The sequence below is a fragment of the Actinomadura sp. 1N219 genome (assembly GCF_044326405.1).
Taxonomy (GTDB): domain Bacteria; phylum Actinomycetota; class Actinomycetes; order Streptosporangiales; family Streptosporangiaceae; genus Spirillospora.
This window is the reverse complement of sequence record NZ_JBIRAY010000015.1, coordinates 117,929-143,262: the sequence shown is the minus strand read 5'-3', so window position 1 is coordinate 143,262 and position 25,334 is coordinate 117,929. Positions and strand designations below refer to the sequence as shown.

The window sequence follows — 25,334 nt, the reverse complement described above, 5'->3', positions numbered from 1 at the left end:
CAGAGCGGGTCAGAGCGGGATCGTCAGCAGGGTCCCGCCGTCGTCGAGGCGCACCTCGAAGCGGCTGATCTCCGGACGCGTGAGGCCCGTCCCGCCCTGCATGACGAGCGGCTTCGGCTGCCCCGGCACCCCGTACCCCTTGTCCGGGACGCGCCACCCCGCGACGACGGTGCGCTCGCCGTCCCTGGACACGGCCTCCAGATGGCACCTCAGCGGGCCCTTGATGCCGCGCAGTTCCAGGCTGACCTGCGTCCCCCAGCCCTTGTCGACCAGGCCGACCATGCCGGACGCGCCCGTGCTCGGGTTCGTCCCCCTGAACTGCTCCCCGGCGACGGGCGGCGCGGGCGGCGTCTTCGGGGCGGTGCCCTCGTCGTTCAGGACCGTCCCCACGCCGATTCCCGCGACCAGCGCGCCGGCGGCGGCAGCGGTGCCGATCACGAGGGCGGCACGGCGCGAACGCCGATCGGCCCGCCGCCTGCGCCGCATCATGTCGATCACCGGTGCCGGGGGTGTGGACGGTTCCTCCTCCTCCGGCTCCGCGGCCCCGAGCGCGGTGAGGACGCCCGCCGTCCCCGACATCTCCCGCAGCTCGGCCTGGCACGTCCCGCACCCGCGCAGATGCGCCTCGAACGCCCGCCGGTCGCCCTCTTCGAGAAGGCCAAGCGCGTACGCGCCGACGTCGGTGTGCTCGACCTGGGAGCTCATGAGGTCACCCCCCTCTCCTCCAAGGCGACGCGCAACGCGCGCAACGCGTAGTAGACGCGCGACTTGACCGTCCCCACCGGGATGCCGAGGTGCTCGGCGGCCTGGTTGACCGTCCGGTCGCGCAGCACCGTCTCCGTCAGCGCCTGCCGGTGCGCGGGGGAGAGCGACTCCAGCGCCTCCGTCACGACGACCTTGCGCAGCAGTCCGTCCAGCTCGTCCGCCATCGGCAGGTTCTCCAGGGGGCCGTCGCCGACCTCCGGCGGCCGGACCTCGCGATGCCGCCGGTGGTCGATCACGATACGCCGGGAGACCGTGGCCAGCCAGGGCATCAGCGAGGACGTGCGGTCGTCGAGCCGGTCCGCGCTGCGCCAGGCCCGGATCATGGTCTCCTGCACCACGTCCTCGGCCCACGGGCGGTCGCCGCCGGTCAGCCGGAGGACGAACGCGAGGAGCGGCCGGTGGTACTCGCGGTAGAGCTCGGCGACGATGTCCTCGTCGCGCACCGCCCTGTCGTGCTCGGCGTGCCGCGCCGCGCCGGGTCGGCGGAGCAGGCTCCGCAACCCGCCGGTCTGGCGACCGGTCGATCCGGGAACTGCCATGGCCCTGGCGTCTCCGTTGCTGGTCGGTCGGGGTCAACTGGCAGTACGGGACCGTCCGGGGCCGCGGTTCAACGGATTTGAGGCTCTCTTAAGGTTCTCTTCGGGAAGTCGGCGGGTGCGTCAGCGTTTGACCGCCTGCCGGACCCGGCCCGCCTGGACGGCCGTTCCCGCCTTCACCGTCCGTCCGGCCTTCATCGCCCTGGCCGCCTGCGTCGCCGTGCCGGCCTTGACGGTCTTGCCCGCCCGCGCCGCCCGGCCCGGCTTGGACGCCCGGCCCACCCGGAACGCGCTGCCGGCGTTCTTCACCGCGCCGCCCGCCTTCCCTACCGCGAACGCGCCGCGCGCCTTGGCGCCCTTCGCCGACTTCGCCGTCCGCGCGGCCTTGCGCCCGCCCTCGGCGCGGGCGGTGCGCACCTGCCGCGCCGCCTCGCGGCGCGCGTCCCGCAGCGTGATGGCCGCCTCGCGGCGCAGCGCCTTGGCCTCCGCCGCGCTCTTGATCTGCGCCTCCCTGGCCTGCCGCCGCACCTCGGCCGTCCGCGGCGCGCGGCGCGGCTCGGACGCCACCATCAGCAGCGCGCCGAACAGCCCGGCGTTCTTCAGCAGATGGGACCGCTCGCTGGCGCGGCGCTCGGGGTCGTCCTCGGTCCAGTAGCGGTGCTCGGTCGCGAGCGCGGGCACCAGCTGCGCCGCGAGCAGCAGCGTGGTGAGCCGCCGGAACCTGCCCGTCAGCAGCAGCGCCCCGGTGCCGAGGCTGAGCGCGCCCTCCATCCGGACGAGCGTCTCGGCGTCCTTCGGCAGCCAGTCGATCCGGTCCGCGACCGGCTTGACCGCCGGGCCGACCCGCTCGGCGCGCTCGCGCGGATCCCGGACCGCGTCCAGGCCGTTCATGATGAAAGGGGCCGCCACGAACGGGCGGGCCAGAGTCGTGAAGGGTCGCATGACCCGCTACATGCCCAGCGCGCCGCGCCTCAAGCGCGGCAGGATGGGAGCCATGTGCGGACGCTATGCCACCACCCGCGCGCGTCAGGAGCTGCTGGACGAGTTCCAGGTCCAGCTCGACGCCGTCGACGGGGACATCCAGCCCGATTACAACGTCGCCCCGACCAAGCAGGTCCCGGTCGTCCTGAACCGGCGCCCGAAGGACGCGCCGGAGGAGGAGCCCGCCGTCCGGCAGCTGCGGACGGTCCGCTGGGGGCTCGTCCCGTCCTGGGCGAAGGACATGTCGATCGGCTCGCGCATGATCAACGCGCGGTTCGAGACGGTGCACGAGAAGCCGTCGTTCCGCCGCGCGTTCGCGCGGCGGCGCTGCCTGCTGCCGGCCGACGGCTACTTCGAGTGGTACACGCTGCAGGACCAGGGCGACACGCCCGATCCGGCCGAGGGCGAGAAGAAGGCCAAGAAGAAGAAGCCGCAGAAGCAGCCGTTCTTCATCCGTCCCAACGACGGCGCGATCATGGCGATGGCGGGCCTCTACGAACTGTGGAAGTCGCCCGAGGACGAATGGCTCTGGACGTGCACGGTGATCACCACCGACGCGCCGGACGACCTCGGCCGCATCCACGACCGGATGCCGATGATCGTGGAACCGGACCGCTGGGACGCCTGGCTCGACCCCGCGCTCACCGACGCCGAGCAGGTCCGCGGCCTGCTGGTGCCCGCGATGGCCGGGACAATGGACGCCTATCCGGTGTCGAAGGCCGTCAACAGCGTGAGAAACAACGGCCCGGAACTCATAGAACCGGAGACTTCTGGGGATAGTTCTGGGAACCATTCCGGCAGTTTGTTCTGACCGCGGCCGCTGCGGCGGCGGTCGGAGCCCCGACCCTCGCATCGCCCGGAATCCCCCCACCGGGAGGAGTTCGCAGCATCGTGGACACCGCCGTAGCCCGCTCCCGCCTGGAGTCCATGCTGGACGACCTGGACCGTTCCATCGCCATTCTCCGGGGGGAGAGCCCCGAGCGCGACAACTCGTCCGCCGACGCCGGCGCCGGGCTCACCGCCCACGACCGCGTGGAGGCCGCCCTGGACTCCCTCGAACGCCACCGCCGCGCCGTCGCCGAGGCGCTGGAACGGGTCGGCGCCGGCACCTACGGCCGGTGCGTCGGCTGCGGCCGCCCCGTCCCCGAAGGCCGCCTGGAGGCCCGCCCGGACGCCGCCCGCTGCATCACCTGCCAGTCCGCCCACGACCGCAGCACGCGCGGTTAGGCGCGGCGGCGCGCACTCGCCAGCAGGTGGATTCCTAGGGACTCGTCCGGATTCGGGGCGTTCAGTTCGGTGCGGACGAGCCGTGCCAGCGCGCGTGGGGAGTCGGCGAGGACGTGTTCGACCATCGAGGGGGACAGGACCGTGCGCGGCCTGACCCACTCGACTTCGAGGCCCGCGTCGGCGAGGAGCTCGCGGAGCTGGTGGGCCGAGAACGAGCGCGTGATCGTCCCGTCCGGCCAGGGGACGAGGACGACCTCGGCGCTCGGGACGTCGGACAGGTGCGCCCAGTAGTTCCGCTCGGCCAGCAGCGCCATGCCCAGGGTGAGGGAGTCGACGCACAGCAGGACGCGTCCGCCGGGCCGCAGCACGCGGGCGATCTCGGCGACCGTGGACTCGGTGGCGAGGTGCCGGGACAGGACGCGGTTCTCCGCGATCACGCCGTCCACGCAGGCGTCGGCGAGGAAGGCGAGCGTGCCGGGGTCGCCGATCAGCGGGATGGCGGCGCCCTTGGCCGGACGTTCCCCCGCGTCGGCCCGCCCCGGATCGCGCACTTCGAGGACGGTGTGGCCCGCCTCGGCCGCCTGCGCCGCGCAGCGTCCGCCCGAGACGTCAAGCAGGCGGGAGGGTCTGCGCGGCAGCCACCGGGCGAGCTGGGCGGACGCGACCGCCCAGTAGAACGTCCAGTAGCGCGCCAGGGAGTCCCCGGAGACGTCACGCAGGCTGGCGATGGTGGGCTCGGAAGGTTGCGCCGGTAGCACCGGTTGCACCGCTTGCTCCTGTTCTCGCCGTATATGTCTGGTCTTCCCCGTCCGGGGAGATCATCACCCTCCGTGCAGGACGGGGGTCCGCGGGGGCGGTTCGTTTCGTCACTTCCTGACGGGGAATCGGCGGGGACGTTGCGGTGTTGCACCGTCTCACAGGCAAGTACAGCGGAGGTGCACACCGATGACCACAGCCGTTGCCGATCTGCAGCGGACACCGCGCGGCGACGCGTCGGCACCCGCGCGCCTGAGCAGGCCGCGCGGGCCGATATCGTCTGTGGGGAACGACGCCGACGGCCGGATCAAGGCCACTGGCGCCACAGCCGAGGGGGTGGGTCAGGTACAGGGCACCACGGAGACCGTGGAGCAGCGCCAGGAGCGGTTCCAGCGCGACGTGCTCCCGTTCTTGGACCAGCTGTATTCGGCCGCGCTGCGCATGACGCGCAACCCGGCGGACGCCGAGGATCTCGTCCAGGAGACGTTCGCCAAGGCGTTCGCGTCCTTCCACCAGTTCAAGGAAGGCACCAATCTCAAGGCGTGGCTCTACCGGATCCTGACCAACACGTTCATCAACTCCTACCGCAAGAAGCAGCGCCAGCCGCAGCAGGCCGCCACCGAGGACATCGAGGACTGGCAGATCGCCCGCGCGGAGTCGCACACCTCCAGCGGGCTGAAGTCCGCCGAGGCCGAGGCGCTGGAGCACCTGCCCGACACCGACGTGAAGCGGGCGCTGCAGGAGCTGCCGGAGGAGTTCCGCATCGCCGTCTACCTCGCCGACGTCGAGGGCTTCGCCTACAAGGAGATCGCCGAGATCATGGGCACGCCCATCGGCACGGTGATGTCGCGGCTGCACCGCGGCCGGCGGCAGCTGCGCGGCATGCTGGAGGACTACGCTCAGGACCGGGGCCTGACCAGGGCGAGCGGAGGTTCCACCCAATGAGCTGCGGCAACCACCACGAGACTCCCTGCGACGAGGTGCTGGCGCGGGTCTACACCTATCTCGACGGCGAGCTCGACCAGGGCGGGTGCGGCGAGGTGCGCGAGCACCTCGACGAGTGCGGCCCGTGCCTGCGCGAGTACGGGCTCGAAGAGGCCGTCAAGAAGCTGGTGAACAAGTCCTGCGGCTGCGAGCCGGCGCCGGGCGACCTGCGCGAGAAGGTGCTCGGCCGCATCGAGGAGATCTGCGGCGAGATCAAGGCCGGGACGGCGGAGAAGTCCGAGACGTCCGGAAGCGCCTGACCCCGGTATCGTTCTGCGGGTGCTCGTTCTCGTCACCGGCGCGGCCGGCTTCATCGGTTCCCATCTCGTCGACCGGCTGGTCGCCGACGGTCACGAGGTCATCGGCGTGGACGACCTGTCGTCCGGCGCGAACGTCCGTCCCGGCGCGGAGCTGTGGGAGATGGACGTCGCCGACCCGGCGCTCGTGGAGAAGGCCGCGGTGCGGCGCCCCGAGGTGATCTGCCATCTCGCCGCCCAGGTCAGCGTCCGCGCCAGCGTGGCCGACCCCCTGCACGACGCCCGGACGAACGTGGTCGGGACGGCGAACGTCCTGGAGGCGGCGCGGGCCGCGGGCGGGCGCAAGGTCGTGTTCACGTCGAGCTGCGCGGTGTACGGGGTGCCGGACGCGCTGCCCGTCCCGGCGGACGCCGAGCTGCGGCCAGCGTCCCCGTACGCGGCGTCCAAGGTGTCCGGCGAGGTGTACGCGCAGACGTACATGGCCCTGCACGGCATCGGCTTCACGACGCTGACGCTGGCGAACGTGTACGGCCCGAGACAGACCCCCGAGGGCGAGGCGGGCGTCGTCTCGATCTTCACGGACGCGCTGCTGGCGGGCCGTCCGACCAAGGTGTACGGCGACGGCACGCAGACCCGCGACTACGTGTACGTGCTGGACGTGGTGGACGCGTTCGCCCGCGCGGCCGGCGACAAGGGCGGCGGGCTCCGGCTCAACGTGGGCACCGGCCTGGAGACCACGGACCGCGACCTGCACACCCTGGTCGCGGAGGCTGCGGGCGCCCCGGACGACCCGGAGTTCGCGCCGCCCCGGCTGGGGGACCTGCCCGCGATGTCCGTCGACCCGCGCCTCACGGGTGAGGCGCTCGGCTGGAACCCCGAGGTGGGCCTGCGGGAGGGCGTCGCCGAGACGGTCGCGTGGGCGCGGGAGCGGAACGCCCCGGCTCGACGCTGAATGCCGCGCTCGCCGGGTCTCACCGTTTCGTGCGCTTTCCGCATGCATATTCGGATGGAATTGCGGCTGCACGTGCATTGCCGGTGTCGCCCAATATTGTCCGCATACGAAACGTGCATTCGGGCCGGTCAAATGATCACCTAAGGTGACGATAGGTTCACGCTTTGCTCACGTTTCCTCGCATGCCTGTGTGGCCTGGGCAGTCCACGTTAGGCTTGTGCCGAAATCAGCGACGGGAGCACGTGCATACCAGTGAATTCGGGGTATGTGCTCGGCCGGAAGCCTGGACCGTCCCGGTCCCGGCGACCGGCCGCGAGGCCGGACGGCCCGGATCGCGGGGGGAGGCAAGGAGCCATGCTCAAGCGCGTGACGCCGGCGGGACACGTCCGGCGCCGGTGCGCCTCGGCGTCGTCGCTGATGATGTCCGAGGGCGTGTCCTGGGTGTAGGCGCGGGTGCCGAGAGGCACGCGCCGGCCCGGTGACGGCCCGCCATTTCGTCACTGAACACTCCTCGTCCCCGGCCCGCCCGCACGGGACGCGCCGTCGCGGACAGGCCGGATGGGGCGTGTTCCCTCCCTGAGGGGCGGCAATGCGTGGTCTACCTCTCGCTGCCTGGGCGTACGTCTGTGGCGTGGTCGCCCTCGCGGCCGGCCTCATCGCCACGTCGTCATTCGCGGACATCGACTGGGACCAGCTCGCGGTCCTGGCCCTGCTGTTCCTCATCTGCGACTCCGCGCCCGCCCGGCTGAACGTCGCGCGCGCGAGGGTGTCGATGAGCTTCGCCGCCAGCCTCGCCTCGGTGGTGCTGCTCGGCCCGTCCGGCGCGGCCCTGCTCGGCTTCTGCGCCGTCGTCACCGGCCAGCGGTTCTTCGCGCCGGTCAAGCGCCTCTTCAACGGCGGGCAGCTCGCGCTCTGCGGCTTCATCGCCGGGACGGTCTTCGAGCTCCTCGGCGGCGACCGGTTCCATCCCGAGCAGGCCCGCTGGGTCGAGAACGTCATCGGCCCGTTCCTCGGCGCGCTCGTCACCTTCGTCCTGGTCAACCTGACCCTCATGGGCGGCGTGCTGCTGCTCGCCCGGCAGGCGACGCCGCGCGAGCTGCTGCACGAGAGCGGCCGGCTCGCCGTCGGCTGCCTCGGCTACGGCATGGTCGGCCTGCTGATCGCCGGGCTGTGGCCGCGCGTCGGGCCGTTCGCCGCCGTCCTCGTCCTGCTGCCGCTGCTGATCGCCCGGTGGGCGATGGACCAGGCGTACGTGCAGCAGCAGGCGCACGCCGCCACCCTCGCCGCGCTGTGCCAGGCCGTCGAGACCAAGGACTACTACACCCGCGGCCACTCCGAGCGGGTCTCCCGCGGCTCCGTGATGATCGCGCAGGAGATCGGGATGCGCGCCGACCGGGTCGAGGCGATCCGCTACGCGGGGATGCTGCACGACGTCGGCAAGCTCGGCGTCCCGACGAAGGTGCTGCAGAAGAACGGGCCGATGACCGAGGAGGAGTTCGCCGCGATCCAGCTGCACCCGATGCGCGGGCTGGAGATCGTCCGCGAGATCGGGTTCCTGGACGAGGCGCTCGCCGGCATCATGCACCACCACGAGAAGATGAACGGACGCGGCTACCCGATGGGCCTCGCCGGGGACGAGATCCCCGAGTTCGCCCGGGTCATCGCCGTCGCCGACGCGTTCGACTCGATGACGTCCACCCGCTCCTACCGGCCCGCCCGCAGCGTCGACGAGGCCGTGAACGAGCTGCGCCGCTGCATGGGCGACCACTTCGACCCGGAGATCGTCGAGGCGTTCCTGCGGGCGCTCGACCGCGACCCGTGGGTGCCGCCCGACCCGGTCGTCCTGCCGGACGACGACGTCGTCGAGACCACCCAGCAGGACCACGACGACCCGAGCGCGCCCCTCCGCGTCGCCGGGGACGGGGTCCGGCCGAGCGACGAAGTGCGTCGGTGACGGGACGTCCCATGAGCAACCAGACATGAGCGGTCAGACATGAGCGGGCACGGCCGCGCCCGGGAGCGGGCCGCGTGGCAGACGATCGACTCCGGCCAGCTCCTGCTGATCGCGACGGCCGGGCTGTTCGTCGTCGTCGCCATCGCGCACGTCGCCACGGTCGGGCTCCGGCAGCCCAACATCGCGATCATCTTCGGGGTGCTGATCGCGCTCGGCGAGCTGTTCCGCATGGTGATGCCGGGCAACCGGGAGGTCGCGCCGATCGCCAGCGCCGGCGCGATGGGGTACGCGCTGCTCGTCGGCGTCGGCCCCGCGGGCGCGCCGCCGGACGCGCGGCTCGGCGTCGTCGCGGCCGACCACTCGGCGCTGCAGGTCGTCGCCGTCACCGCGGTCGGGATGCTGATCGGGTCGCTGCCGCACATCGCGGTCGGCCGGTCGCCGCGCCCGGACGCGATGGCGCGGCGGCTGTTCAACGTCACGGTCGTCGCGCTGTGCTTCCGCCCCGTGCTGTCGTTCGACACGCCCTGGCAGCTGGTGCTGGCCGTGATGGGCGTCGTCGTGATCGCGTCGTGCTTCACCGACGTGCTGATCGCCGCGGTGATCCGGGCCGAGGCCGTCCGGGCGCGGTTCGGCATCGCGCTGCGGGACGAGGTCGAGGCCAAGATGGCGCTGTGCGCCGCGACCAGCGCCACAGCCATGCTGATCGCGGTGGCGACGACCGCGATGGGCGAGGCCGCGCTGCTGATCTTCACGGTGCCGATCCTGGTGACGCAGTTCGCGTTCCGCCGCTACGCCGGGATCCGCGCCACGTACCTGCAGACCGTCCGGGCGCTGTCCCGGGTCACCGAGGTCGGCGGCTATGTCGAGACGGGGCACTCGCACCGGGTGTCGCAGCTCGCGGTCGCGATGGGACGCGAGCTCGGCATGTCCGAGGAGGAGCTCCTCGAACTGGAGTACGCGGCGCTGATGCACGACATCGGTCAGCTCTCGCTCGGCGACCCGATCCCCGGCGGCGCGACCGTCCTGGCGTCCCCGGCCGAGCAGCGCCGCATCGCCGAGCTCGGCGCCGAGGTGATCAAGCAGACCGGGGTGCTGGACCGGGTGGCGCACATCGTCCAGCTGTCGTCCCACCCCTACCGGACGGGACGCGAGCCCCACGCCGACGACCCCGCCGGCGACTCCGCCACCCCGGACAGGCCCGCTCCGCCGCCGCTCGCCGGACGCATCATCAAGGTCGCCAACGCCTACGACGACCTGGTCGGCGACTCCTCCGACCGGGACCGCGGCGCCGCCGTGCTGGAGCGGCTCAGGCTCGACTCCGCCGCCGAGTACGACCCGACCGTCGTGGAGGCGCTGAGCCGCGTCGTGGACCGGCGTCCCCGCCAGTGATCCCAGAGCGCGGCGGCCAGCGTGACGGCGGCGGTCGCGGTCCAGAGGAGCAGCGCGCCTAGGTGCTGGTCGTCCAGGGGTGAGGGGCCCCATCGCCTGCCGAGGTCTTCGTACCAGTTGCCGTGGACGGTCCCGTCCCGCATGAGCGCCACCCCGGCGATCACGTGCAGCGGCAGGACGGCGACCGGGATGAGCGTCCCGGCCGTCCCGTGGAAGTACGCCAGCCCGATGACCAGGAAGCAGAGCATCGCGAGCGAGTGCAGCGCATGGTTGGCGAGGGACGCTCCGAACAGCGGCGACACGTACCAGGCGTAAAGGCTCAGCAGGAGCAGCGCGGACGCGACGACCGGATGCGACAGCGCGCGGAGCCCGCGGCTGCTTGCTGCGGCGGCCAGCAACTCTGCACCTTCGCCCCGCATGGCTCGTAGCGCTAGGCGCAGCGGCGCGCCGTAGAGGAGCAATAGCGGGGCGACCAGCCCGACGAGGATGTGCTGAAGGGCGTGGGCGCTGAACAGGACCATGCTGTACCGGGAAATACCGCTGCCGGTGGCGAGCAGGACGACCAGCAGCCCGGCGGCCCAGGACGCGCTGCGGCGCCACGGCCAGCCTCGTACGCGCGCGACGCCCACCCCGTACAGGACGGCGCCCGCCGCGATCAGCACGAGGAACAGCGGGTCGATCCACCAGTCGCGCAGGTAGGGGCCCGGACCGGCCGGGCCGGGCAGCGGGAAGCCGAGGCGCAGCGCGACGACGTCGAGCGTGCCCGGCGGGTTCTCGGGCGGCGGCGTGCGGGCGAGCCCGGTCGCGAGCGCCATCGTCCCCGCCATGATGAGGACCTCGACGGTGCCTAGCCGTAGGAAAGGCCGCATTCCTCGTCCGTCTCGCAAGGCGGGTATGGTGGCGCGGCGGTGCCACCATCCGAGCGCACCGAGGACGGTCAGCGCCGCGATCTTCGCCATGACCAGCATCCCGTACCGCGACCCGAGCTGGACGCCGCCGAGCCGCACCCACGCGTTCACCGCCCCGCTCACTCCGACGACGGCGAACGACGCCAGCGCCAGCCCGCTGTAGCGCCTGACGACCTGCGGGAGCCTGCCGGGGACGTCCGGCGCGACGGTGATCAGCGCGACGAGCCCGCCGATCCACAGCGAGACGCCGACGACATGCGCGACCAGGCTGTGCACGGCGAGCGCGTGGTTCGCGGCGTTCGCCGCGTGGCCGGTGAACAGCGGCGGCAGCAGCCCGAGAAGCGCGCCCGCCAGCAGGTGTCCAGCGCTGTTCTCGGCGCGCGGCAGGCTCGCCGCCACCGAGAGCGCGACCGCGACCGCGAGGACGAGCAGCAGCGCCCGGCCCTGCGGAAGCTCGATGAGGAACGTCCGCATCATGTCGCCGGTGACGCCGGAGAGGCCCGTCCCGAACAGGTCGAGGACGGAGAACACGATCAGCGCGAGCGTGCACCCCGCCCACGCCAGCGCGGTCAGCGACACGGCGCGCAGGCAGCGTCCCGCCGTGGGCGACGGCGGACGGACGAACACCGCCGCGACCAGCAGCCACCCGACCGTCAGCACCGCCGCGACGTTCACGCCGAGCTTCGCGACCGACAGGCCGGCCTTCGTCAGCGCCCCGGCCTGCGAAAGCCCCGGCGCGGCCGCGGGGCCGAACGCGCCGCCGAGCCGCACCGCCAGCGCGAGGACGACCAGCGCGATCGCGGCGGCGCCGATCGCGAGCATCGGCCGGTCCGTCGCGGGTGCCTGCCGCTCGGCCGGGGGAGCCTGCCGCACACGTGTCGTCACGGCCGGAGATACGAATAAACCCGTCCGGAAGGTTCAGACCGGCAATAAGGTACGGCCATTCGATCAGGGCGTGAGGGAGCGAGATGAGCGGTTCCGACCAGGGCAACACGTATCTGGAGAAGGTCGTCGCGCAGCAGGCCGTGCTGGAGGACGATCTGCGGTCCAGGCGTTCCGCGCCGCCCGCCCCGGCGGGCATCGCCCCGCCGCCGCCCGGACCGATCGCCAAGCGCCACCAGGCCCTCGCCGGCGCGCCCGCCGGGGACGGGCCCGCGCCCGGCCCGGTGGACGTGCGCATCAGCGGCTTCTGGCGGTGGAAGAACGTGCTCGTCCCGCCGAACGCGTTCGTCGTGCACACCCGGCGCGGGCGGGCCGAGCCGCTGCACATCGGGCTCGGGGTGTCGTTCCGGTTCAACCCGTCCACCGACTCGTTCCTCGTGGTGCCGGGCGCGGCGCAGACGATCCTGATCAACGCGTACTGCATCTGCCGGGAGCTGCAGGGCGTGCTCGTCCAGGGCTACGTCCAGTGGATCATCCAGGACTTCGGGACCGCCTACCGCAAGCTCGACTTCGCCGCCGCGGACGACCCGATGCGCCTGGTCAACCTGCAGCTCCGCGAGCAGGCGGAGGCCGCGATCAAGGACAAGGTGTCCACGATGGGGGTGCGGGACGTCCTCAGCGACAAGCAGCCCATCATCGAGGAGCTGACCGCCCGCCTCCGCGCCGTGGCTGAAGGCGAGGACAACGGCGACCAGGGGCTCGGGCTCCGGATCGTCACGGTGCAGATCAAGGAGGCCGTGGTCAGCTCGTCCCGGCTCTGGGAGAACCTGCAGAAGCCGTACCGGGCGGAGCAGGGGCAGATCGCGCGGCTGGCGGAGCTGGAGGCGGAGGAGGCCGTCGCGCAGCGGGAGATGGCGGCCGCGCGGATCAAGGAGACGCAGCGGCTGGAGCACGAGCGGGAGCTGGCGGAGCTGCGGGCCCGCAACGAGTCGCAGCTGTTCGACACCGAGGCGGCCGAGAAGCTGCGCCGCACCAAGCGGGAGCACGACGACTCCCGCGAGGTCGCCGAGCTGCAGACCGAGACGACGCGGCACGCGCTGCGGATGGAGCGGGAGCGGCACGAGGAGGAGGCCGAGACGGGACGGCTCCGCGCCGAACGCGACCACGAGCTGGCCCGGCTCCGCGCGGAGGGCGAGAACGCGCTCGCCGAGATGCGCGCCAGGTCCCGGCACGACCAGGCGCTGCTGGACCTGGAGCGGGAGGGCGCCCGCGCCGCGATCGAGAACGACCGGACGCCCGCCGCCGTGCAGACCCGGCTCATCGCCTCGCTGCCCGACATCATGGCGCAGCTGCCGAAGCCGGACGAGCTGCGCACCGTCACCGTCAACGGCGCCGACCAGACCAGCGTGGCGGGCCTGATCACGCAGCTCACCGCGGTCGTCGGCGCCCTCCGCGCCGCCGCCGACGGCACGGCTAAGGACGGCCGGGGGCCGGCGGGAAGGTGACGGGGAGGGCGGTCAGGGCGCGGTGGAACGCGCCCGGCCGCCACTCCAGGTCCTCGGGCGCGACGGCGAGCTCCACGTCGGGGAGGCGGTCGAGGAGCTTCTCGATCGCCACCGACGCGATCAGCCGGGCGTGGTTCTTGGCCGGGCAGGTGTGCGGACCGCCCGCGAACGCCAGATGCGCCCGGTTGCCCTTCCGGTTCGCCGACGACCGGGACGGGTCGGTGTTCGCGGCGGTGTAGCTGATGATGACGGGCTGGTGGGCGGGCAGCCGGTAGCCGTGGAAGTTGACGTCCTGGCGGGGGAACGTCGGGCCGTAGTTGGAGATCGGCGGGTCGGTCCAGAGGGTCTCGTCCAGCGCGTCCTCGACGGGGAGGCTGCCGCCGGACAGGTCGCCGCCGAACCGGTCGTCCGACAGCAGCAGCCGGATGCCGTTGGCGATCAGCGAGTTCTCCGGCTCGGTGCCGGACGCGAGCAGCAGCCCGACCTGGTTCATCACCTCCTCGTCGTCCAGCCCGGCGGGGTGCCGCAGCATCCAGGACGCGATGTCCGCGCCCGGCTTCGCGCGCTTGAGCGCCACCAGGTCCCGGCCGGCCTGCACCAGCGTGGCGAGCGACTCCGCGGGATCGTCGACGCCTTCGAGCATGCCGGTCATGCCCTTTTCGAGCCGGCCCGCGATCTCCTGGGGGCAGCCGAACAGCTCGGTGAACACCAGCAGCGGGATCGGGCGGGTGTACTGCTCGATGAGGTCGGCCTCGCCGTCGCCGGCGAACGCGTCGATGAGGCCGTCCGCGGCGTTCTCGGCGTACCGGCGCAGCGCGGCCGGGTGGACGCGGCCGAGGCTGTCGACGATCACCGACCGGAAGCGGGCGTGCACGGTGCCGTTGGTGAACAGCGCGTTCGGCCGGGCCTGCAGCATCGGCAGCACCGGGCAGTCCGGCCCCACCTCCTCCTCCCACACCTCGCTGCAGCGCGGGAACCGGTCCGGGTCGCGCAGGATCTCCAGCGCCGCGTCGTAGCCCAGGACCAGCGTCGCCGGGACGCCCGGGACCAGTTCGACGGGCACGAGGTCGCCGTGCGCGCGCATCCGGTCGTACACGCGGTCGGGCGTCCTGGTGAACTCCGGCCCGTACAGCGGGAACCGCTCCGGCTCCGCGGGAACGTGCTGCTGCTCTGGTGCGGTCGTCACTGCTGCTCCGTGTCGAGGGTGAGGAGGTGGTCGACGAGCGAGATCAGCGCCTCGGTGGACGACGTGCGGTCGCGGGCGTCCAGGGTGACCAGCGGGGTCTCCGGCGCGAGGTCCAGGGCCTCGCGGACCTCCTCCTCCGGGTGGGACGGCGACTCGTCGAACCGGTTGACGGCCACCGCGTACGGCAGGCCCTGCTTCTCCACGGTGTCCATGACGGCGAACGACTGCTCCAGCCGGGCCGTGTCCACGAGGATCAGCGCGCCGAGCGCGCCGCGCGCCAGGTCGTCCCAGAGCCGGCTGAAGCGCTCCTGGCCCGGCGTCCCGAACAGGTAGAGGACGATGTCGTCGGTCAGCGTGAGGCGGCCGAAGTCCATCGCGACCGTGGTGGTCGTCTTGTCCTTGATCCCGGCGAGGTCGTCGACGGCGACGCCGGCCTGCGTCATCCGCTCCTCGGTGCGCAGCGGGCGGATCTCCGACAGCGTCCCGATGTAGGTGGTCTTGCCGACCGCGAAGTGCCCGACGATGAGGATCTTGACCGACGTCCGGACGGTGTCGGGCAGGTGGGGCGGCGGCTCAGAGGCGAGCGCGGAGTCCATCGAGCACCTCCTGAAGGAGCCTGACCTTGGGTGTCGGGGCGGCGGGTGCGCCGGCCCGGGTGGTGAGATGGCCGCTGTCGACGAGATCCGACAGCAGCACCCTGGTGATCCCGACGGGCAGGCCGAGATGCCCGGAGATCTCGGCGACCGACAGCGCCCCGCCTAAGCACAGCTCCACGATCTGGACCTGCTCGGGGGTGAGGCGCGTGCGCGGCGGGTCGCCGGTGGCTAGGACGAGGGTGACGACGTCGAAGACGTTCCGGGACGGCCGCGCCCGCCCGCCGGTGACGACATGCGGCCGGACCAGCGCCCGCTCGTTCCGGCGGGCCGTCATGCCGGACGGCCCGCGCCCGGACGCGGCGGGCTGGTCATCTCCTTGCCCAGCCGCTGCACCAGTTCCTGGAGCCGGAACGACACCGCCTCCATGTCGACGTGCTGCGTCGCCGACACCGCCAGGTACGCGCCGGGGCCCGCGGCGACGAGGAACACGTACCCGTCGTCGAACTCGTTCACCGTCTGCCGCCAGGTGGTGCCCGGGTCGCCGCAGAACTCGGCGGTGCTGCGGGCCAGCGACTGCAGGCCGGACATGCCCGCGGCCTGCCGCTCCGCGTCGTCCCTGTCGATCCGCTCGGAGTGCGCCATGAGCAGGCCGTCGGCCGACAGCAGGATCGCGTAGCGCGTCTCCGGCATCCGCAGCGCGTCGTCCAGCATCCAGCCGAGCCGGTTCGTACCGTCGTCCATCGCGCTCTTCCGCCCCTTTGTCATGGCCGCTGGTCCCCGTCGTCGGTGGCGGAGTCCGTGTCGTCGGTGGCGGGGGCCGTGTCGTCGGGCGGTGTCGCGGCGCGGCCGGACCGCGTCCCGCGCTGCCAGGCGCCGAGCCCCGCCGCGGTCTCCCGCGCCGGCCGGGCGGCCGGTTCCGCCCCGCCGTCCCCGCCGGTCGTTCTGCCCGGACGCCTGCGGGACGCGACACGGCTGCGTTTGGGCAGGCCGCCGGCGGTGGACGCGCCGTCCGTCGCGGAGGCGCTCGGCTCGGGGCCCGTGGTCTCGGACGGCCGGGACGGCACCGGAGCGGGAGCCGGTTCGGGAGCCGGTTCGGGACGCCGGTCGTCCGGGACGGTGGTGAGCAGCGCGCTCGGCACGAACACCACGGCCCGCACGCCGCCGTAGGGGGAGCGGGAGTCGACCGACACGCGGAACCCGTAGCGGGCCGCGAGGACGCCCGCCACCGCGAACCCGATCTGCGGCGGGTCGCCGAGCCGGTGGACGTCCACCGACGTCTCCCCGGACAGCAGCTCCGCCGCGCGCTGCAGCTCCTCGGCGTCCATCGCGACGCCCGCGTCGTCGATCATGATCGCGACGCCGTTGTGCGCGGCCCGGAAGTTGACCTCGACGATGGTGTCGGGACGCGAGTGCCGCGCCGCGTTGTCGAGCAGCTCCGCCAGCGTCAGCACGACCGGCTCCACCGCCCGGCTCGTCACCGCGCCGCCGATCGCCCCCTCCAGGTTGACGCGCAGGTAGTCGCGGATGCGGGACGTCGCGCCGCGGACCACGTCGCTCAGCGAGGACGCCGACCGCTGCTGCCCCGGCCACGACCCGCACAGCACCGCGGTGGCCTGGGCGCGCCGGCCGAGCTGCGCGTTCATGTGGTCGATGCGGAGCAGGCCCTCCAGCACGTCCGGGTCGTCGTGGCGCTCCTGCATGGCGGAGATGGCGAGCTGCTGCTCGTTCGCGAGGCTCTGCACGGTGCGCATCATCGCGCGCAGCGTCGACTTCGCGGACTGGTCGGAGCGTTCCCGGACGCCCTCGGCGGCCCCGGCGAACAGCTCCATCACGGTCCGCAGTGCCTTGTCGTACGCGGGGGCCTCGCGGGTCAGGTCGTACAGGGGGCCGGCGACGTCCATGCCCGGGTTCGTCAGGGATTCCATGAGCTCGGGCAGCCGGACGTCCGCCAGGTGCCGCAGCTCCCACTCGCGCACGTCGACGCCGCGGGTCAGGACGGCGTTGCGGGCGCGGAGGGCGGCGGCCTCCCGCCGCTCGCGGACCAGCAGGACCGCGGCGGCGGCGCCCGCGCCCGCCACGATGACGAACGCCGTCGCCAGGAGGAATGGCTCCATCAGATCCTCGGTGCACACGTTTTGGGCGAGACGGACCGGCATGGCCGTCTCGTGGCCGGGTGGGGTGGAATTCCGGGCGGGTGTGGAAACGCCGCGGTTTCGGCACCGTAGGACGGGAATGCACGTGCGCGCTTGTGCATGCGCGCAAGGAAACTTGCCGCCGGACGCATCCCATGATCACGCGCCGTCCGAACCGCGTCACCTTACGCAGGATTCGCCTGATAAAAGGGCCCGTGATCGTATACGCTCACCTGCGCTGGACGGATCGGCGGAGGGCCTTGCGGTGGACGACTTCCTCGGCGGGACCGTCCGTCAGAGCAGTGCCGCCTACCGGCTCGTCCACTACCGGTCAGACCGCGCCCCCGACCGCGCGGACGCGCCCGGCCCCGACCTGCGGGACGGCGCGTACCGGTTCCTGCTGCCGCTGCACGGCGAGATGCTCCTGCTCCGGGACGGCTCCGAAGCGCGGCTGCGGCCGGGGACGGGCGGGCTCATCTCGCTGACCGCGCCGGTCCGGCTCGTCCCGCACCGGCCCGCCCGCGCCCTCGTCCTGACGATCCCCGCGCACGAGGTGGACCGGCGGCTGCGCCGTCCCGCCTCCCCGGCCGCGCCGTTCGCCGCCGACCTCGACCTGTCCGCCGGGCTCGGCCGCGTCGTCGCCGACATGGTCCGGGCCGTCGGCGAGGAGCGCGAGACCCTCACCGCGCGGGAGTTCGACGCCGCCTGCGACCGGATCACCGAGCTGCTGTGCATCGTCGTCGCCGACTTCGGCGGCGCGGCGCGCGAGCGGCCGCCCGCGCCCGGCCATCTCGCCGAGGTGGAGGCGGTCGTGCGGCGGCACGTCCGCGAGCACGCCACCGACCCGGGCCTCACCGGCGCGGCGATGGCGAAGGTCCTCGGCTGGTCGCTGCGGCAGATCCAGCTCGCGCTGCAGCGCGCCGGGACCACGCCGCGCGAGCTGATCCGCGAGGAGCGGCTCCGGCTCGTCCGGGACCGGCTGCGCGACCCGTTCGACCGGCACACGATCACCGACCTGGCGCACGCGACGGGCTTCTCCTCGGCGAGCGCGCTCAGCCACGCGTTCCGGCAGCGGTTCGGCGTCAGCCCCCGTGAGCTGCGGGAGCGGGAGCGCAGGCGGGCGGCGCGGGGCCACTAGACGCGGGGCCACCGGATTCGGTTGGCACGGATTTCCATTCAGCCGGGACCGATCCCGGGGTTACCATGCGTCGAGATCACTGCAACGGGGCGATGACGGTCAGGAGCGCTTCGTGGACCTCGGGCCCCACCATCTCAGAATGATCGAGGCGATCGCCGCGACCGGCAGCATCAGCAAGGCCGCGGCCCGGCTCGGCCTCACCCAGCCGGCGGTCAGCACGATGCTCCGCCGCGTCGAGAGCCATCTGGGCGTTCAGCTGTTCGTCCGGTCGCCGGAGGGCGTCACGCCGACCCCGGTCGGGGCGGAGGTCGCCACCCGCGCCCGCGCGGCCCTGGCCAGCATCGACGACCTGAACGCCGCGCTCGCGCACCGGATCCGCGACCCGTCCGCGATGCCGCTGCTGCGCCTCGGGGTGCAGGCGTGCCCGGCGCTGACCCGGCTGAGCGACCATCTCGGCGCGCTGTCGCCGGTGTCGCGGCTGCAGCTGCGCGTCGACCAGGGCGGGGGGCGCATTCCCGCGCTCCTCGCCTCAGGCGCCCTCGACGTCGGCCTGTTCCAGGAGCCGGTCGACCACGTTCCGCGGCCCCGCGACGCGCGCGACGAGCTCGAACGGCTCGTCATCGTGGACCGCGAGCCGATCCTCGTCGGCGTGTCGTCGTCGAGCCCGCTCGCCGCCCACGACACCGTCGACCTGGCGGACCTCGCCGACCAGGACTGGCTCGACGACCCGCTCGACGACGGCCCGTGGCCCGCCTACGTGCGCGGGGTGTGCGCCGGGGCCGGGTTCCAGCCGCGGGTGCGGTTCTGGTCGAGCGACTGGCAGATCTCGTCCTCCCTCATCCGGTCGGGACGCGCCATCGGCCTGTACCAGCCGTCCGCGAGCGCGCGCGAGGGGATCGTGTTCCGGCGCATCACCGGCGACCCGATCGTGCAGCGCGTCGTGCTGGTGTGGCGTCCCGAGGCCGAGCAGGCGGCGGAACGGCTGCGCGTCGTGTTCAGCGACATCTATCTGGACCTCGTCCGGGCTCAACCCGTCTTCCGCGACTGGTGGGACGGCCATCCCGAGGCGCACCCCGGGCTCCCGGTCACCGCGGGACCGATCGGAGCGGGACCGGTCGCCGCGGGCCGGGAGGCGGGTTCCGGAAAGGGGGGCGGTTCCCGGAACCCGCTCGCGGGCGGCTAGTAGCTGCCCATGCGGCGCCGCAGCGCCACGGTGACGCCGGCGGCGGCGATCACCGCGCCGCCGGCGCCGAGCGCCATCAGCGCGGGCGCCGGGCCCCTGTCCGGCGCCCGATCACTGACGCCGGTGGTGGGCGAGTAGCCGCCGAGCTTCCCGGACCGCTGGTACTCGGAGCCAGGGAGCTTGTCTCCGTACCGGAGGTTGACGAGCTTCTGGTACGACCCGACCGTCACGCCCTGCCCGACGGACGTCTTCGCCGCGTCGTTCAGGCCCGTCACGCGGCCGTCCTTCAGCCGGTACCAGGCGCGGATCTGCGGCTCGGTGAACACCGTGCCGCCGTCCGCCATCGCCGGGTAGGCGGCCTCGTCGTTGCCGGAGATGACGTTCGAGGCGGCCCAGCCCTTGCCGGACTTCGTCAGCCACACCGTCGCCTGCTGGCCGGACGCCGACTTCGCGCCGACCGCCATGTAGACGAACGTCGCGACGGGAGCGTTCTGCGCGCCCTTCACGAACGCCGGGTTCAGCGAGTACACGCGCTGGACGTCGCCCTGCAGCTGCGGCGCCTTCGCCGCGGCCGCGGCCTTCGAGACGCCCTGGCTCGTCGTCTGACCCTTTTGGTGCTGGTCGAGGTTGACGAAGAACGACCCGAGCCACTGCTTCGTGGCGGGGGACGACGCGACCTGGGCCGCCGCGGCCTCGTCGGACGACGGCGGTCCGGCGGCCATCGCCGCGTTGCCGCCGAGCAGGACCGTGCCGCCGATCAGAGTGGCAGCCGTGACCTTTGCAGTAGTGCGCATGTCAGGCTCCAACCTTGGACAGGGCCTCGCCCCAGCGGAACTGGCCGTTGCTCTGGTAGCTGCTGTGGCTCATCTGCCCGTACCTGGGGCTGGACGGCCACGGGTCGCCGTAGGAGAGCGTCTGGCCGTTGTAGCCGTAGATCACCTGGGCGTGGCCGCCGCCGGCGGTCCAGTAGATGCCGGTCTCGATCGGACGCTTCGCGTCGATCTCGGTGACCACGGCCTGGTACGACAGCGGACCGGTGACGGTGCCGGGGGAGAGCCCCAGCTTCTGGAAGGCCGTCTGGTCCCACTGCAGGTAACCGGGCTGGTTGGGGCACTGGGTGCCCGACTGCCGGTTCCGTGCCATGTTGCAGAACTCGTTCTGGCTGACGTTGCCCTTTCCGTGGAACTTGGCGATCGTCAGGCCGCTGGCGGCCCAGCACCACTGGTTCTGCTCCTGGACCAACTGCGTGATCTGCAGTTCTCCTGCCGAGGCGACACTGCCCGACATCGCGAGCGTGGCTGCTGCCACGCCTGCGGCGCCGACCGCGAATCGCCTGCGCGCCCGGGCGGGACGGGTACGCGTTCTCATTGGCTTCCGCCTTTTCTCCCGGCAATGCCGTGCACCTCTCACGCGAGCGAGTGCGCCGTCATCCCCTGGCTGGAGCGGTGCACTGCCGCTGCGGGGATGCTGCGCATCGAGCGGTCCCTACCGGTGCCGGGGGAACTCCGGGCTGGGAACCCCGCGTGAGAGGCAAAGGGAACGCAGTAAAAGTCTCACTCGTGGCCGAATCCGGGTAATGCCAACAGGTCATAACAAAGCTCTATGGCTCTATTAGAGGTTCTGCGGCCAAGGGGAGGGCGACGGTGATGTGGAGGCCGCCGGTCTCCCGGGACGTGGCGGTGACCGTGCCGTGGTGGGCGCGGACGATCGACTGGACGATCGACAGGCCGAGCCCCGCGCCCTTGGCGGTGACGATGCGGTCGTTGTCGAGGCGGCGGAACGGCTCGAACAGGGCGGGGATCTCGTAGGGCGGGACGACGGGTCCCGAGTTCGACACCTCCAGGACGGCCCGGTCGTCCCGCGTCCGGCACGCCACCCTGACCCAGCCGGACTCGGTGTTGTGGCGCAGGCCGTTCTCCAGGAGGTTCTGCACCACGCGTTCGAGGAGGAGGGCGTCGCCGGTCGTCACGGCCTCGGCGGCGTCCGCCTCGACGGCGACGCCGGCGTCCTTGGCCTCCACGGCGGTCTGGGACGTCACATGCCCCACGATGTCCGCGAGGTCGACGGGCGCGCGGGCGGTGATCTCGTTCTCGGAGCGGGCGAGCAGCAGCAGGCCGCTGATGAGCCGCTCGTGCCGCGAGTTGATCTGCAGCAGCGTCTCGCCGAGCCGGCGGACGTCCGGCGACGCCGACTCGCGGTGCATCGCGACCTCGACCAGCGCGCGGCCCAGGGTGAGGGGCGTGCGCAGCTCGTGGGACGCGTTGGCGACGAACCGGCGCTGCCCGTCGAAGGACCGGTCGAGCCGCTCGACCATCGTGTCGAAGGTGTCGGCGAGCTCCTTGACCTCGTCGCGCGGGCCTTCGAGGGCGATGCGCTCGTGCAGGACGCGGTCGGCGGCGGGCGAGCCGGCGATGCGGCGGGCGGTCTCGGTGACGCGGTGGAGCGGGGCGAGGACGCGTCCGGCGATGAGCCAGCCGAACGCGGCCGCGGCGCCGCCGACGACGCCGAGCGCGATGGACCCCTGGGTGATCAGCGAGGTGACGGCCGCGTCGTGCAGCTCTTCGCGCTGCTTCCTCGCCAGCCGTTCCGCCTCGCCCATCAGCGCCGCGTCCCCGGGCAGTGCGCCCTGGCCCTGCGGCGGCGTCGTCCTGGGCGTCGGGGTGGCGGCGGCGTTGCCCGGCGGGGGCTGGTTCACGCGGGAGGTGAGGATCTTCGTGCCCGAACGGGCCAGGTCCTGGTTGAACAGCGCGTAGGTGACGCCGAGGAGCACCACCCCGGCGACGAGGAACAGGACGCCGTAGGTGAGGGTCAGGCGGGCGCGCAGCGACAGCCTCATGGGATCCGGTACCCCGCTCCTTTGACGGTCTCGACGACGGGCGGGTCGGCGAGCTTGCGGCGCAGCTTGAGGACGGTCAGCCGCACCGCCCCGGTGAACGGGTCGGCGTGCTCGTCCCACGCCTTCTCCAGCAGCCGCTCGGCGGACACGACGGCGCCGTCCGCGAGGAGCAGCTCGGTGAGGACGGCGAACTCCTTCTTCGCGAGCGGGACGTAGCGCCCGTCGCGGAACACCTCGCGGCGCGCCGGGTCGAGGGTGATGCCCGCGCGGTGCAGGGCCGGCGGCGCGGCGGGACGGCACCGCCGGGCCAGGGCGTGGACGCGGGCGGCCAGCTCGGGGAACGCGAACGGCTTGGTCAGATAGTCGTCCGCGCCGAGCCCGAGGCCGTCGACCCGGTCGGTGATCTCCGCCGCGGCGGTCAGCATCAGGACCCGCGCCGTCGTCTCGCCGCCCACGATCTCGCGGCAGACGTCGTCGCCGTGGACGAGCGGGAGGTCCCGGTCCAGGACGACCACGTCGTAGTCGTTGACGCCGACGCGCTCCAGCGCCGAGGCCCCGTCGTAGGCGAGGTCGACGGCGTGCGCGTCGTCCCGCAGCCATTCGGCGATCGCGTCGGCGAGGAGCCGCTCGTCCTCCACCACCAGCACCCGCATATTTGCTCCCTCCCGCACCTGTCCCGCTCGCGATGGTGCCTTATCGGCTGTTTCGTTTCCGTTAGTGATCGCGGCCGGACGGCCCGGCCGGATCGGGGAAACGGAGGGGAAACGCGCGGGCGGGTTGCATCGCTCATCGTCGGCCGGAGACCGCTCCGGCCGCGGAGACGAGGAGAACGTCCATGCGACTGCGGATACTGGCGGCGCTGCCGCTCGCGATGACCCTGGCGCTGACCGGGTGCGGCGGCGACGACGGCGACGGCTCGGGGGTGGCGTCGGCGGGCGGCGCGAAGCAGACCGGCGCGGCCGGGGGCGGCGGCGCGAAGCCGGACCTGGACGCGATGGGCGTGAAGTTCGCCCAGTGCATGCGCGAGAACGGCGTCCAGATGGACGACCCCAAGCCCGGCCAGGGCATCCAGCTCAGGATCAAGAACGTCCCGAAGGAGACCGTGGACAAGGCGATGGAGGCGTGCCGGCAGTACAACCCGCAGGCCAACGCCACCGGGGCGCCGGACCCGCAGCAGCAGGAGCGGGGCCGCAAGTTCGCCGAGTGCATGCGGCAGAACGGCGTCGAGAAGTTCCCTGACCCCAAGCCCGGCCAGCGCGGCATCATGATCGACAAGAAGACGGTCGGGGACGACCCGGACCTGGAGCCGGCGCAGCAGAAGTGCCAGGACATCCTCCAGGGCGGGCGGAAGTGACGGGCGACGTCACCGTGGAGCCCGCCCCGCCCAAGCAGGATCGGGAGCGGCGGGCGCGCCGCCGCCGGCCCCGGCTGAAGATCGCGCTCAGCATCGCGGTGCTGGTCGCGGCGGGCGGCGTTGGCGCCGTGGCGGCGTTCGGCGACGCCGGGGGCTCCGGCGGCGGGACGGCGACCGGCCTGCCGCCCGCCACCGCGAAGGTGACCAAGCAGACGCTCAAGGACGCCCAGACCGAGGACGGCCAGCTCGGCTACGGCCCGGCGCACACAGTGACGAGCCAGGCGAAGGGCACGCTGACCAAGCTCCCCGAGAGCGGCGACGAGATCACCCGGGGGCACGAGCTGTACGAGGTGGACGGCGCCCCGGTCGTGCTGATGTACGGGTCGAAGCCGTCGTACCGGCCGCTGCGGTCCGGCACGGAGGGCTCCGACGTGAAGCGGTTCGAGGCGAACCTCAGCGCGCTCGGCTACGACGGCTTCACCGTGGACGACGAGTACACCGAGGACACGGCCGACGCCGTCCGAGAATGGCAGGACGACATCGGCGTGGCGGAGACCGGGATCGTGGAGCTCGGACGGGTCGCGTACGCGGACGGGGCCGTCCGGGTCGACACCGTCCAGGCGAATCCGGGCGAGCCGGCGGCGCCGGGCAAGAAGGTCCTCGACTACACCGGCACGGCGAAGGCCGTGACGGTCGAGCTCGACACCGCCGACCAGCGGATGGCGAAGGAGGGCTCCGCCGTCGAGGTGACGCTGCCGGAGAACCAGGCCGTGACCGCGAAGATCGACGAGGTCACGACCGTGATCGAGCCGGGGGAGCAGGGCGAGGACCCGACGACGAAGGTGGAGGTCACGATCTGGCTGAGCTCCGCCAAGGCGAAGAAGGCCGCCGCCGGGTACGCGCTCGCGTCCGTCGACGTCACGTTCACCGCCGGGGAGCGCGAGGGCGTGCTGACCGTGCCGGTGTCCGCGCTGGTCGCGCTGCGGGAGGGCGGGTTCGGCGTCGAGGTCGTCAAGGGCGGCGCGTCGTCGTACGTCCCGGTCGAGACCGGCCTGTTCGCGGACGGGAAGGTCGAGGTCTCCGGGCAGGGGATCGCCGAGGGCGTCCTCGTGGGGGTGCCGAAATGATCACGCTGCGGGACGTGACGAAGGAGTACGCGGGCGGCGTCCGCGCGCTGGCCGGGGTGTCGCTGCACATCGGCGCGGGCGAGCTGGTCGCGATCGTCGGGCCGTCCGGGTCGGGCAAGTCGACGATGCTGAACGTCCTCGGCACGCTGGACCGGCCGACGTCGGGGACCGTCCACATCGACGGGCACGACGTCGGGCGGCTGCCGGACGCGAAGCTCTCGGCGCTGCGGGCGACCCGCATCGGGTTCGTCTTCCAGCTCTTCCACCTGGCCGCCGGGACGCTCGCGATCGACAACGTCGCGGACGGCCTGCTCTACACCGGCCTGCGTCCGGCGGTGCGGCGCCGGAAGGCCGCGGCGGCGCTGGAGCGCGTCGGCCTCGGCCACCGGCTGGACCACGAGCCGCACGAGCTGTCCGGCGGCGAGCGGCAGCGCGTCGCGATCGCGCGGGCCGTGGCCGGGGAACCGGCGCTGCTCCTCGCGGACGAGCCGACCGGCGCGCTCGACTCGGCGTCCGGCGAGGGCGTGATGGCGCTGCTCCGCGAACTGCACGCCGCCGGGACGACCGTCGTGGTGATCACCCATGACCGGGAGATCGCGGGCAGCCTGCCCCGCCAGGTCCGCATGCGCGACGGCCTCGTCGTGGATGACACGGCGCTCACCGGGGCGGCGCTGTGACCGCCGGGC

The 25,334-nt window shown here is 72.8% G+C and carries 26 protein-coding genes and 1 pseudogene; 13 read left to right on the top strand and 14 right to left on the bottom strand.

The window, feature by feature from the left end:
* Nucleotides 1–9: 9 nt before the first annotated feature.
* From ACH35V_RS35380 to ACH35V_RS35370, 3 genes are all read right to left on the bottom strand, one after another.
* Nucleotides 10–705, bottom strand: coding sequence for a zf-HC2 domain-containing protein (locus ACH35V_RS35380; protein ID WP_395979221.1), 696 nt, complete (start codon nucleotides 703–705; stop codon nucleotides 10–12).
* On the bottom strand, nucleotides 702–1,304 hold the full coding sequence (locus ACH35V_RS35375; RefSeq protein ID WP_395979220.1) for a sigma-70 family RNA polymerase sigma factor: 603 nt from the start codon (nucleotides 1,302–1,304) through the stop codon (nucleotides 702–704). Before ACH35V_RS35375 ends, ACH35V_RS35380 begins: the two co-directional genes overlap by 4 nt.
* A 120-nt stretch (nucleotides 1,305–1,424) precedes the next feature.
* Nucleotides 1,425–2,243, bottom strand: a complete 819-nt coding sequence (locus ACH35V_RS35370) for a DoxX family membrane protein (RefSeq protein WP_395979219.1) — start codon at nucleotides 2,241–2,243, stop codon at nucleotides 1,425–1,427.
* Between ACH35V_RS35370 and ACH35V_RS35365 the strand changes: the two genes are divergently transcribed.
* Nucleotides 2,242–3,093: an SOS response-associated peptidase gene (locus tag ACH35V_RS35365; protein WP_395979218.1), complete on the top strand. Its 852-nt coding sequence runs from the start codon at nucleotides 2,242–2,244 to the stop codon at nucleotides 3,091–3,093. The two genes, ACH35V_RS35370 and ACH35V_RS35365, sit on opposite strands and share 2 nt — an antisense overlap.
* 80 nt (nucleotides 3,094–3,173) lie before the next feature.
* Complete coding sequence (locus ACH35V_RS35360; RefSeq protein WP_395979217.1) at nucleotides 3,174–3,509, top strand: TraR/DksA family transcriptional regulator; 336 nt, start codon at nucleotides 3,174–3,176, stop codon at nucleotides 3,507–3,509.
* Here ACH35V_RS35360 and ACH35V_RS35355 read toward each other — a convergent pair.
* Nucleotides 3,506–4,276, bottom strand: coding sequence for a class I SAM-dependent methyltransferase (locus tag ACH35V_RS35355; RefSeq protein ID WP_395979216.1), 771 nt, complete (start codon nucleotides 4,274–4,276; stop codon nucleotides 3,506–3,508). The genes ACH35V_RS35360 and ACH35V_RS35355 overlap by 4 nt on opposite strands.
* Nucleotides 4,277–4,454: 178 nt before the next feature.
* On the opposite strand from ACH35V_RS35355, the gene ACH35V_RS35350 reads away from it, so the two are divergent.
* From ACH35V_RS35350 to ACH35V_RS35330, 5 genes are all read left to right on the top strand, one after another.
* Complete coding sequence (locus ACH35V_RS35350) at nucleotides 4,455–5,210, top strand: sigma-70 family RNA polymerase sigma factor (RefSeq protein ID WP_395979215.1); 756 nt, start codon at nucleotides 4,455–4,457, stop codon at nucleotides 5,208–5,210.
* Nucleotides 5,207–5,509, top strand: a complete 303-nt coding sequence (gene rsrA, locus ACH35V_RS35345; protein WP_395979214.1) for a mycothiol system anti-sigma-R factor — start codon at nucleotides 5,207–5,209, stop codon at nucleotides 5,507–5,509. Before ACH35V_RS35350 ends, rsrA begins: the two co-directional genes overlap by 4 nt.
* Before the next feature lie 19 nt (nucleotides 5,510–5,528).
* Entirely contained in the window at nucleotides 5,529–6,458 is a 930-nt protein-coding gene (locus ACH35V_RS35340; protein WP_395979213.1) for an NAD-dependent epimerase/dehydratase family protein, read from the top strand.
* A 589-nt stretch (nucleotides 6,459–7,047) separates the two neighbouring features.
* Entirely contained in the window at nucleotides 7,048–8,412 is a 1,365-nt protein-coding gene (locus ACH35V_RS35335) for an HD-GYP domain-containing protein (protein ID WP_395979212.1), read from the top strand.
* A 39-nt stretch (nucleotides 8,413–8,451) separates the two neighbouring features.
* On the top strand, nucleotides 8,452–9,801 hold the full coding sequence (locus tag ACH35V_RS35330; protein WP_395979211.1) for an HD-GYP domain-containing protein: 1,350 nt from the start codon (nucleotides 8,452–8,454) through the stop codon (nucleotides 9,799–9,801).
* 53 nt (nucleotides 9,802–9,854) lie between these two features.
* Here ACH35V_RS35330 and ACH35V_RS35325 read toward each other — a convergent pair.
* Nucleotides 9,855–11,183, bottom strand: a pseudogene (locus ACH35V_RS35325) (cytochrome c oxidase assembly protein); the annotation flags it as partial.
* A gap of 494 nt (nucleotides 11,184–11,677) precedes the next feature.
* Here ACH35V_RS35325 and ACH35V_RS35320 point away from each other — a divergent pair.
* Complete coding sequence (locus ACH35V_RS35320; RefSeq protein ID WP_395979210.1) at nucleotides 11,678–13,096, top strand: SPFH domain-containing protein; 1,419 nt, start codon at nucleotides 11,678–11,680, stop codon at nucleotides 13,094–13,096.
* Here ACH35V_RS35320 and ACH35V_RS35315 read toward each other — a convergent pair.
* Genes ACH35V_RS35315 through ACH35V_RS35295 form a run of 5 tightly spaced genes read right to left on the bottom strand, consistent with a single transcriptional unit; the run spans nucleotide 13,065 to nucleotide 16,992 of the window.
* A complete protein-coding gene (locus ACH35V_RS35315) occupies nucleotides 13,065–14,282 on the bottom strand; it encodes a cytochrome P450 (protein WP_395979209.1) in 1,218 nt (405 codons plus the stop codon). The two genes, ACH35V_RS35320 and ACH35V_RS35315, sit on opposite strands and share 32 nt — an antisense overlap.
* Nucleotides 14,279–14,878: a GTP-binding protein gene (locus ACH35V_RS35310; protein WP_395979208.1), complete on the bottom strand. Its 600-nt coding sequence runs from the start codon at nucleotides 14,876–14,878 to the stop codon at nucleotides 14,279–14,281. Before ACH35V_RS35310 ends, ACH35V_RS35315 begins: the two co-directional genes overlap by 4 nt.
* On the bottom strand, nucleotides 14,856–15,212 hold the full coding sequence (locus ACH35V_RS35305; protein WP_395979207.1) for a DUF742 domain-containing protein: 357 nt from the start codon (nucleotides 15,210–15,212) through the stop codon (nucleotides 14,856–14,858). Before ACH35V_RS35305 ends, ACH35V_RS35310 begins: the two co-directional genes overlap by 23 nt.
* Nucleotides 15,209–15,619: a roadblock/LC7 domain-containing protein gene (locus ACH35V_RS35300; RefSeq protein ID WP_395979206.1), complete on the bottom strand. Its 411-nt coding sequence runs from the start codon at nucleotides 15,617–15,619 to the stop codon at nucleotides 15,209–15,211. The genes ACH35V_RS35305 and ACH35V_RS35300 overlap by 4 nt, the downstream gene beginning before the upstream one ends.
* A gap of 20 nt (nucleotides 15,620–15,639) precedes the next feature.
* Nucleotides 15,640–16,992 (bottom strand): ATP-binding protein, encoded by a 1,353-nt coding sequence (locus ACH35V_RS35295; RefSeq protein ID WP_395979205.1) that lies wholly within the window; start codon nucleotides 16,990–16,992, stop codon nucleotides 15,640–15,642.
* Between the two features lie 283 nt (nucleotides 16,993–17,275).
* Between ACH35V_RS35295 and ACH35V_RS35290 the strand changes: the two genes are divergently transcribed.
* Nucleotides 17,276–18,148: a helix-turn-helix domain-containing protein gene (locus ACH35V_RS35290; protein ID WP_395979204.1), complete on the top strand. Its 873-nt coding sequence runs from the start codon at nucleotides 17,276–17,278 to the stop codon at nucleotides 18,146–18,148.
* A 139-nt stretch (nucleotides 18,149–18,287) separates the two neighbouring features.
* Nucleotides 18,288–19,331, top strand: a complete 1,044-nt coding sequence (locus ACH35V_RS35285; RefSeq protein ID WP_395979203.1) for a LysR substrate-binding domain-containing protein — start codon at nucleotides 18,288–18,290, stop codon at nucleotides 19,329–19,331.
* Here the strand turns inward: ACH35V_RS35285 and ACH35V_RS35280 are convergent.
* The 4 genes from ACH35V_RS35280 to ACH35V_RS35265 form a co-directional block, all read right to left on the bottom strand.
* Nucleotides 19,328–20,125 carry a hypothetical protein gene (locus ACH35V_RS35280; RefSeq protein WP_395979202.1) on the bottom strand — a complete coding sequence of 266 codons (798 nt, stop codon included), beginning with the start codon at nucleotides 20,123–20,125 and terminating at the stop codon, nucleotides 19,328–19,330. The two genes, ACH35V_RS35285 and ACH35V_RS35280, sit on opposite strands and share 4 nt — an antisense overlap.
* A 1-nt stretch (nucleotide 20,126) precedes the next feature.
* A complete protein-coding gene (locus ACH35V_RS35275) occupies nucleotides 20,127–20,699 on the bottom strand; it encodes a papain-like cysteine protease family protein (RefSeq protein WP_395979201.1) in 573 nt (190 codons plus the stop codon).
* A gap of 232 nt (nucleotides 20,700–20,931) precedes the next feature.
* The gene (locus tag ACH35V_RS35270; protein WP_395979200.1) at nucleotides 20,932–22,167 is read right to left on the bottom strand and encodes a sensor histidine kinase; all 1,236 of its coding nucleotides are present in this window, start codon (nucleotides 22,165–22,167) and stop codon (nucleotides 20,932–20,934) included.
* Nucleotides 22,164–22,820 carry a response regulator transcription factor gene (locus tag ACH35V_RS35265; RefSeq protein ID WP_395979199.1) on the bottom strand — a complete coding sequence of 219 codons (657 nt, stop codon included), beginning with the start codon at nucleotides 22,818–22,820 and terminating at the stop codon, nucleotides 22,164–22,166. Before ACH35V_RS35265 ends, ACH35V_RS35270 begins: the two co-directional genes overlap by 4 nt.
* Nucleotides 22,821–23,002: 182 nt before the next feature.
* On the opposite strand from ACH35V_RS35265, the gene ACH35V_RS35260 reads away from it, so the two are divergent.
* The 3 genes from ACH35V_RS35260 to ACH35V_RS35250 are packed head-to-tail and all read left to right on the top strand — an operon-like array spanning nucleotide 23,003 to nucleotide 25,325.
* Nucleotides 23,003–23,521: a hypothetical protein gene (locus tag ACH35V_RS35260; protein ID WP_395979198.1), complete on the top strand. Its 519-nt coding sequence runs from the start codon at nucleotides 23,003–23,005 to the stop codon at nucleotides 23,519–23,521.
* Nucleotides 23,518–24,648 carry a peptidoglycan-binding protein gene (locus ACH35V_RS35255; RefSeq protein ID WP_395979197.1) on the top strand — a complete coding sequence of 377 codons (1,131 nt, stop codon included), beginning with the start codon at nucleotides 23,518–23,520 and terminating at the stop codon, nucleotides 24,646–24,648. Before ACH35V_RS35260 ends, ACH35V_RS35255 begins: the two co-directional genes overlap by 4 nt.
* Nucleotides 24,645–25,325, top strand: coding sequence for an ABC transporter ATP-binding protein (locus ACH35V_RS35250; protein WP_395979196.1), 681 nt, complete (start codon nucleotides 24,645–24,647; stop codon nucleotides 25,323–25,325). Before ACH35V_RS35255 ends, ACH35V_RS35250 begins: the two co-directional genes overlap by 4 nt.
* Nucleotides 25,326–25,334: the final 9 nt, after the last annotated feature.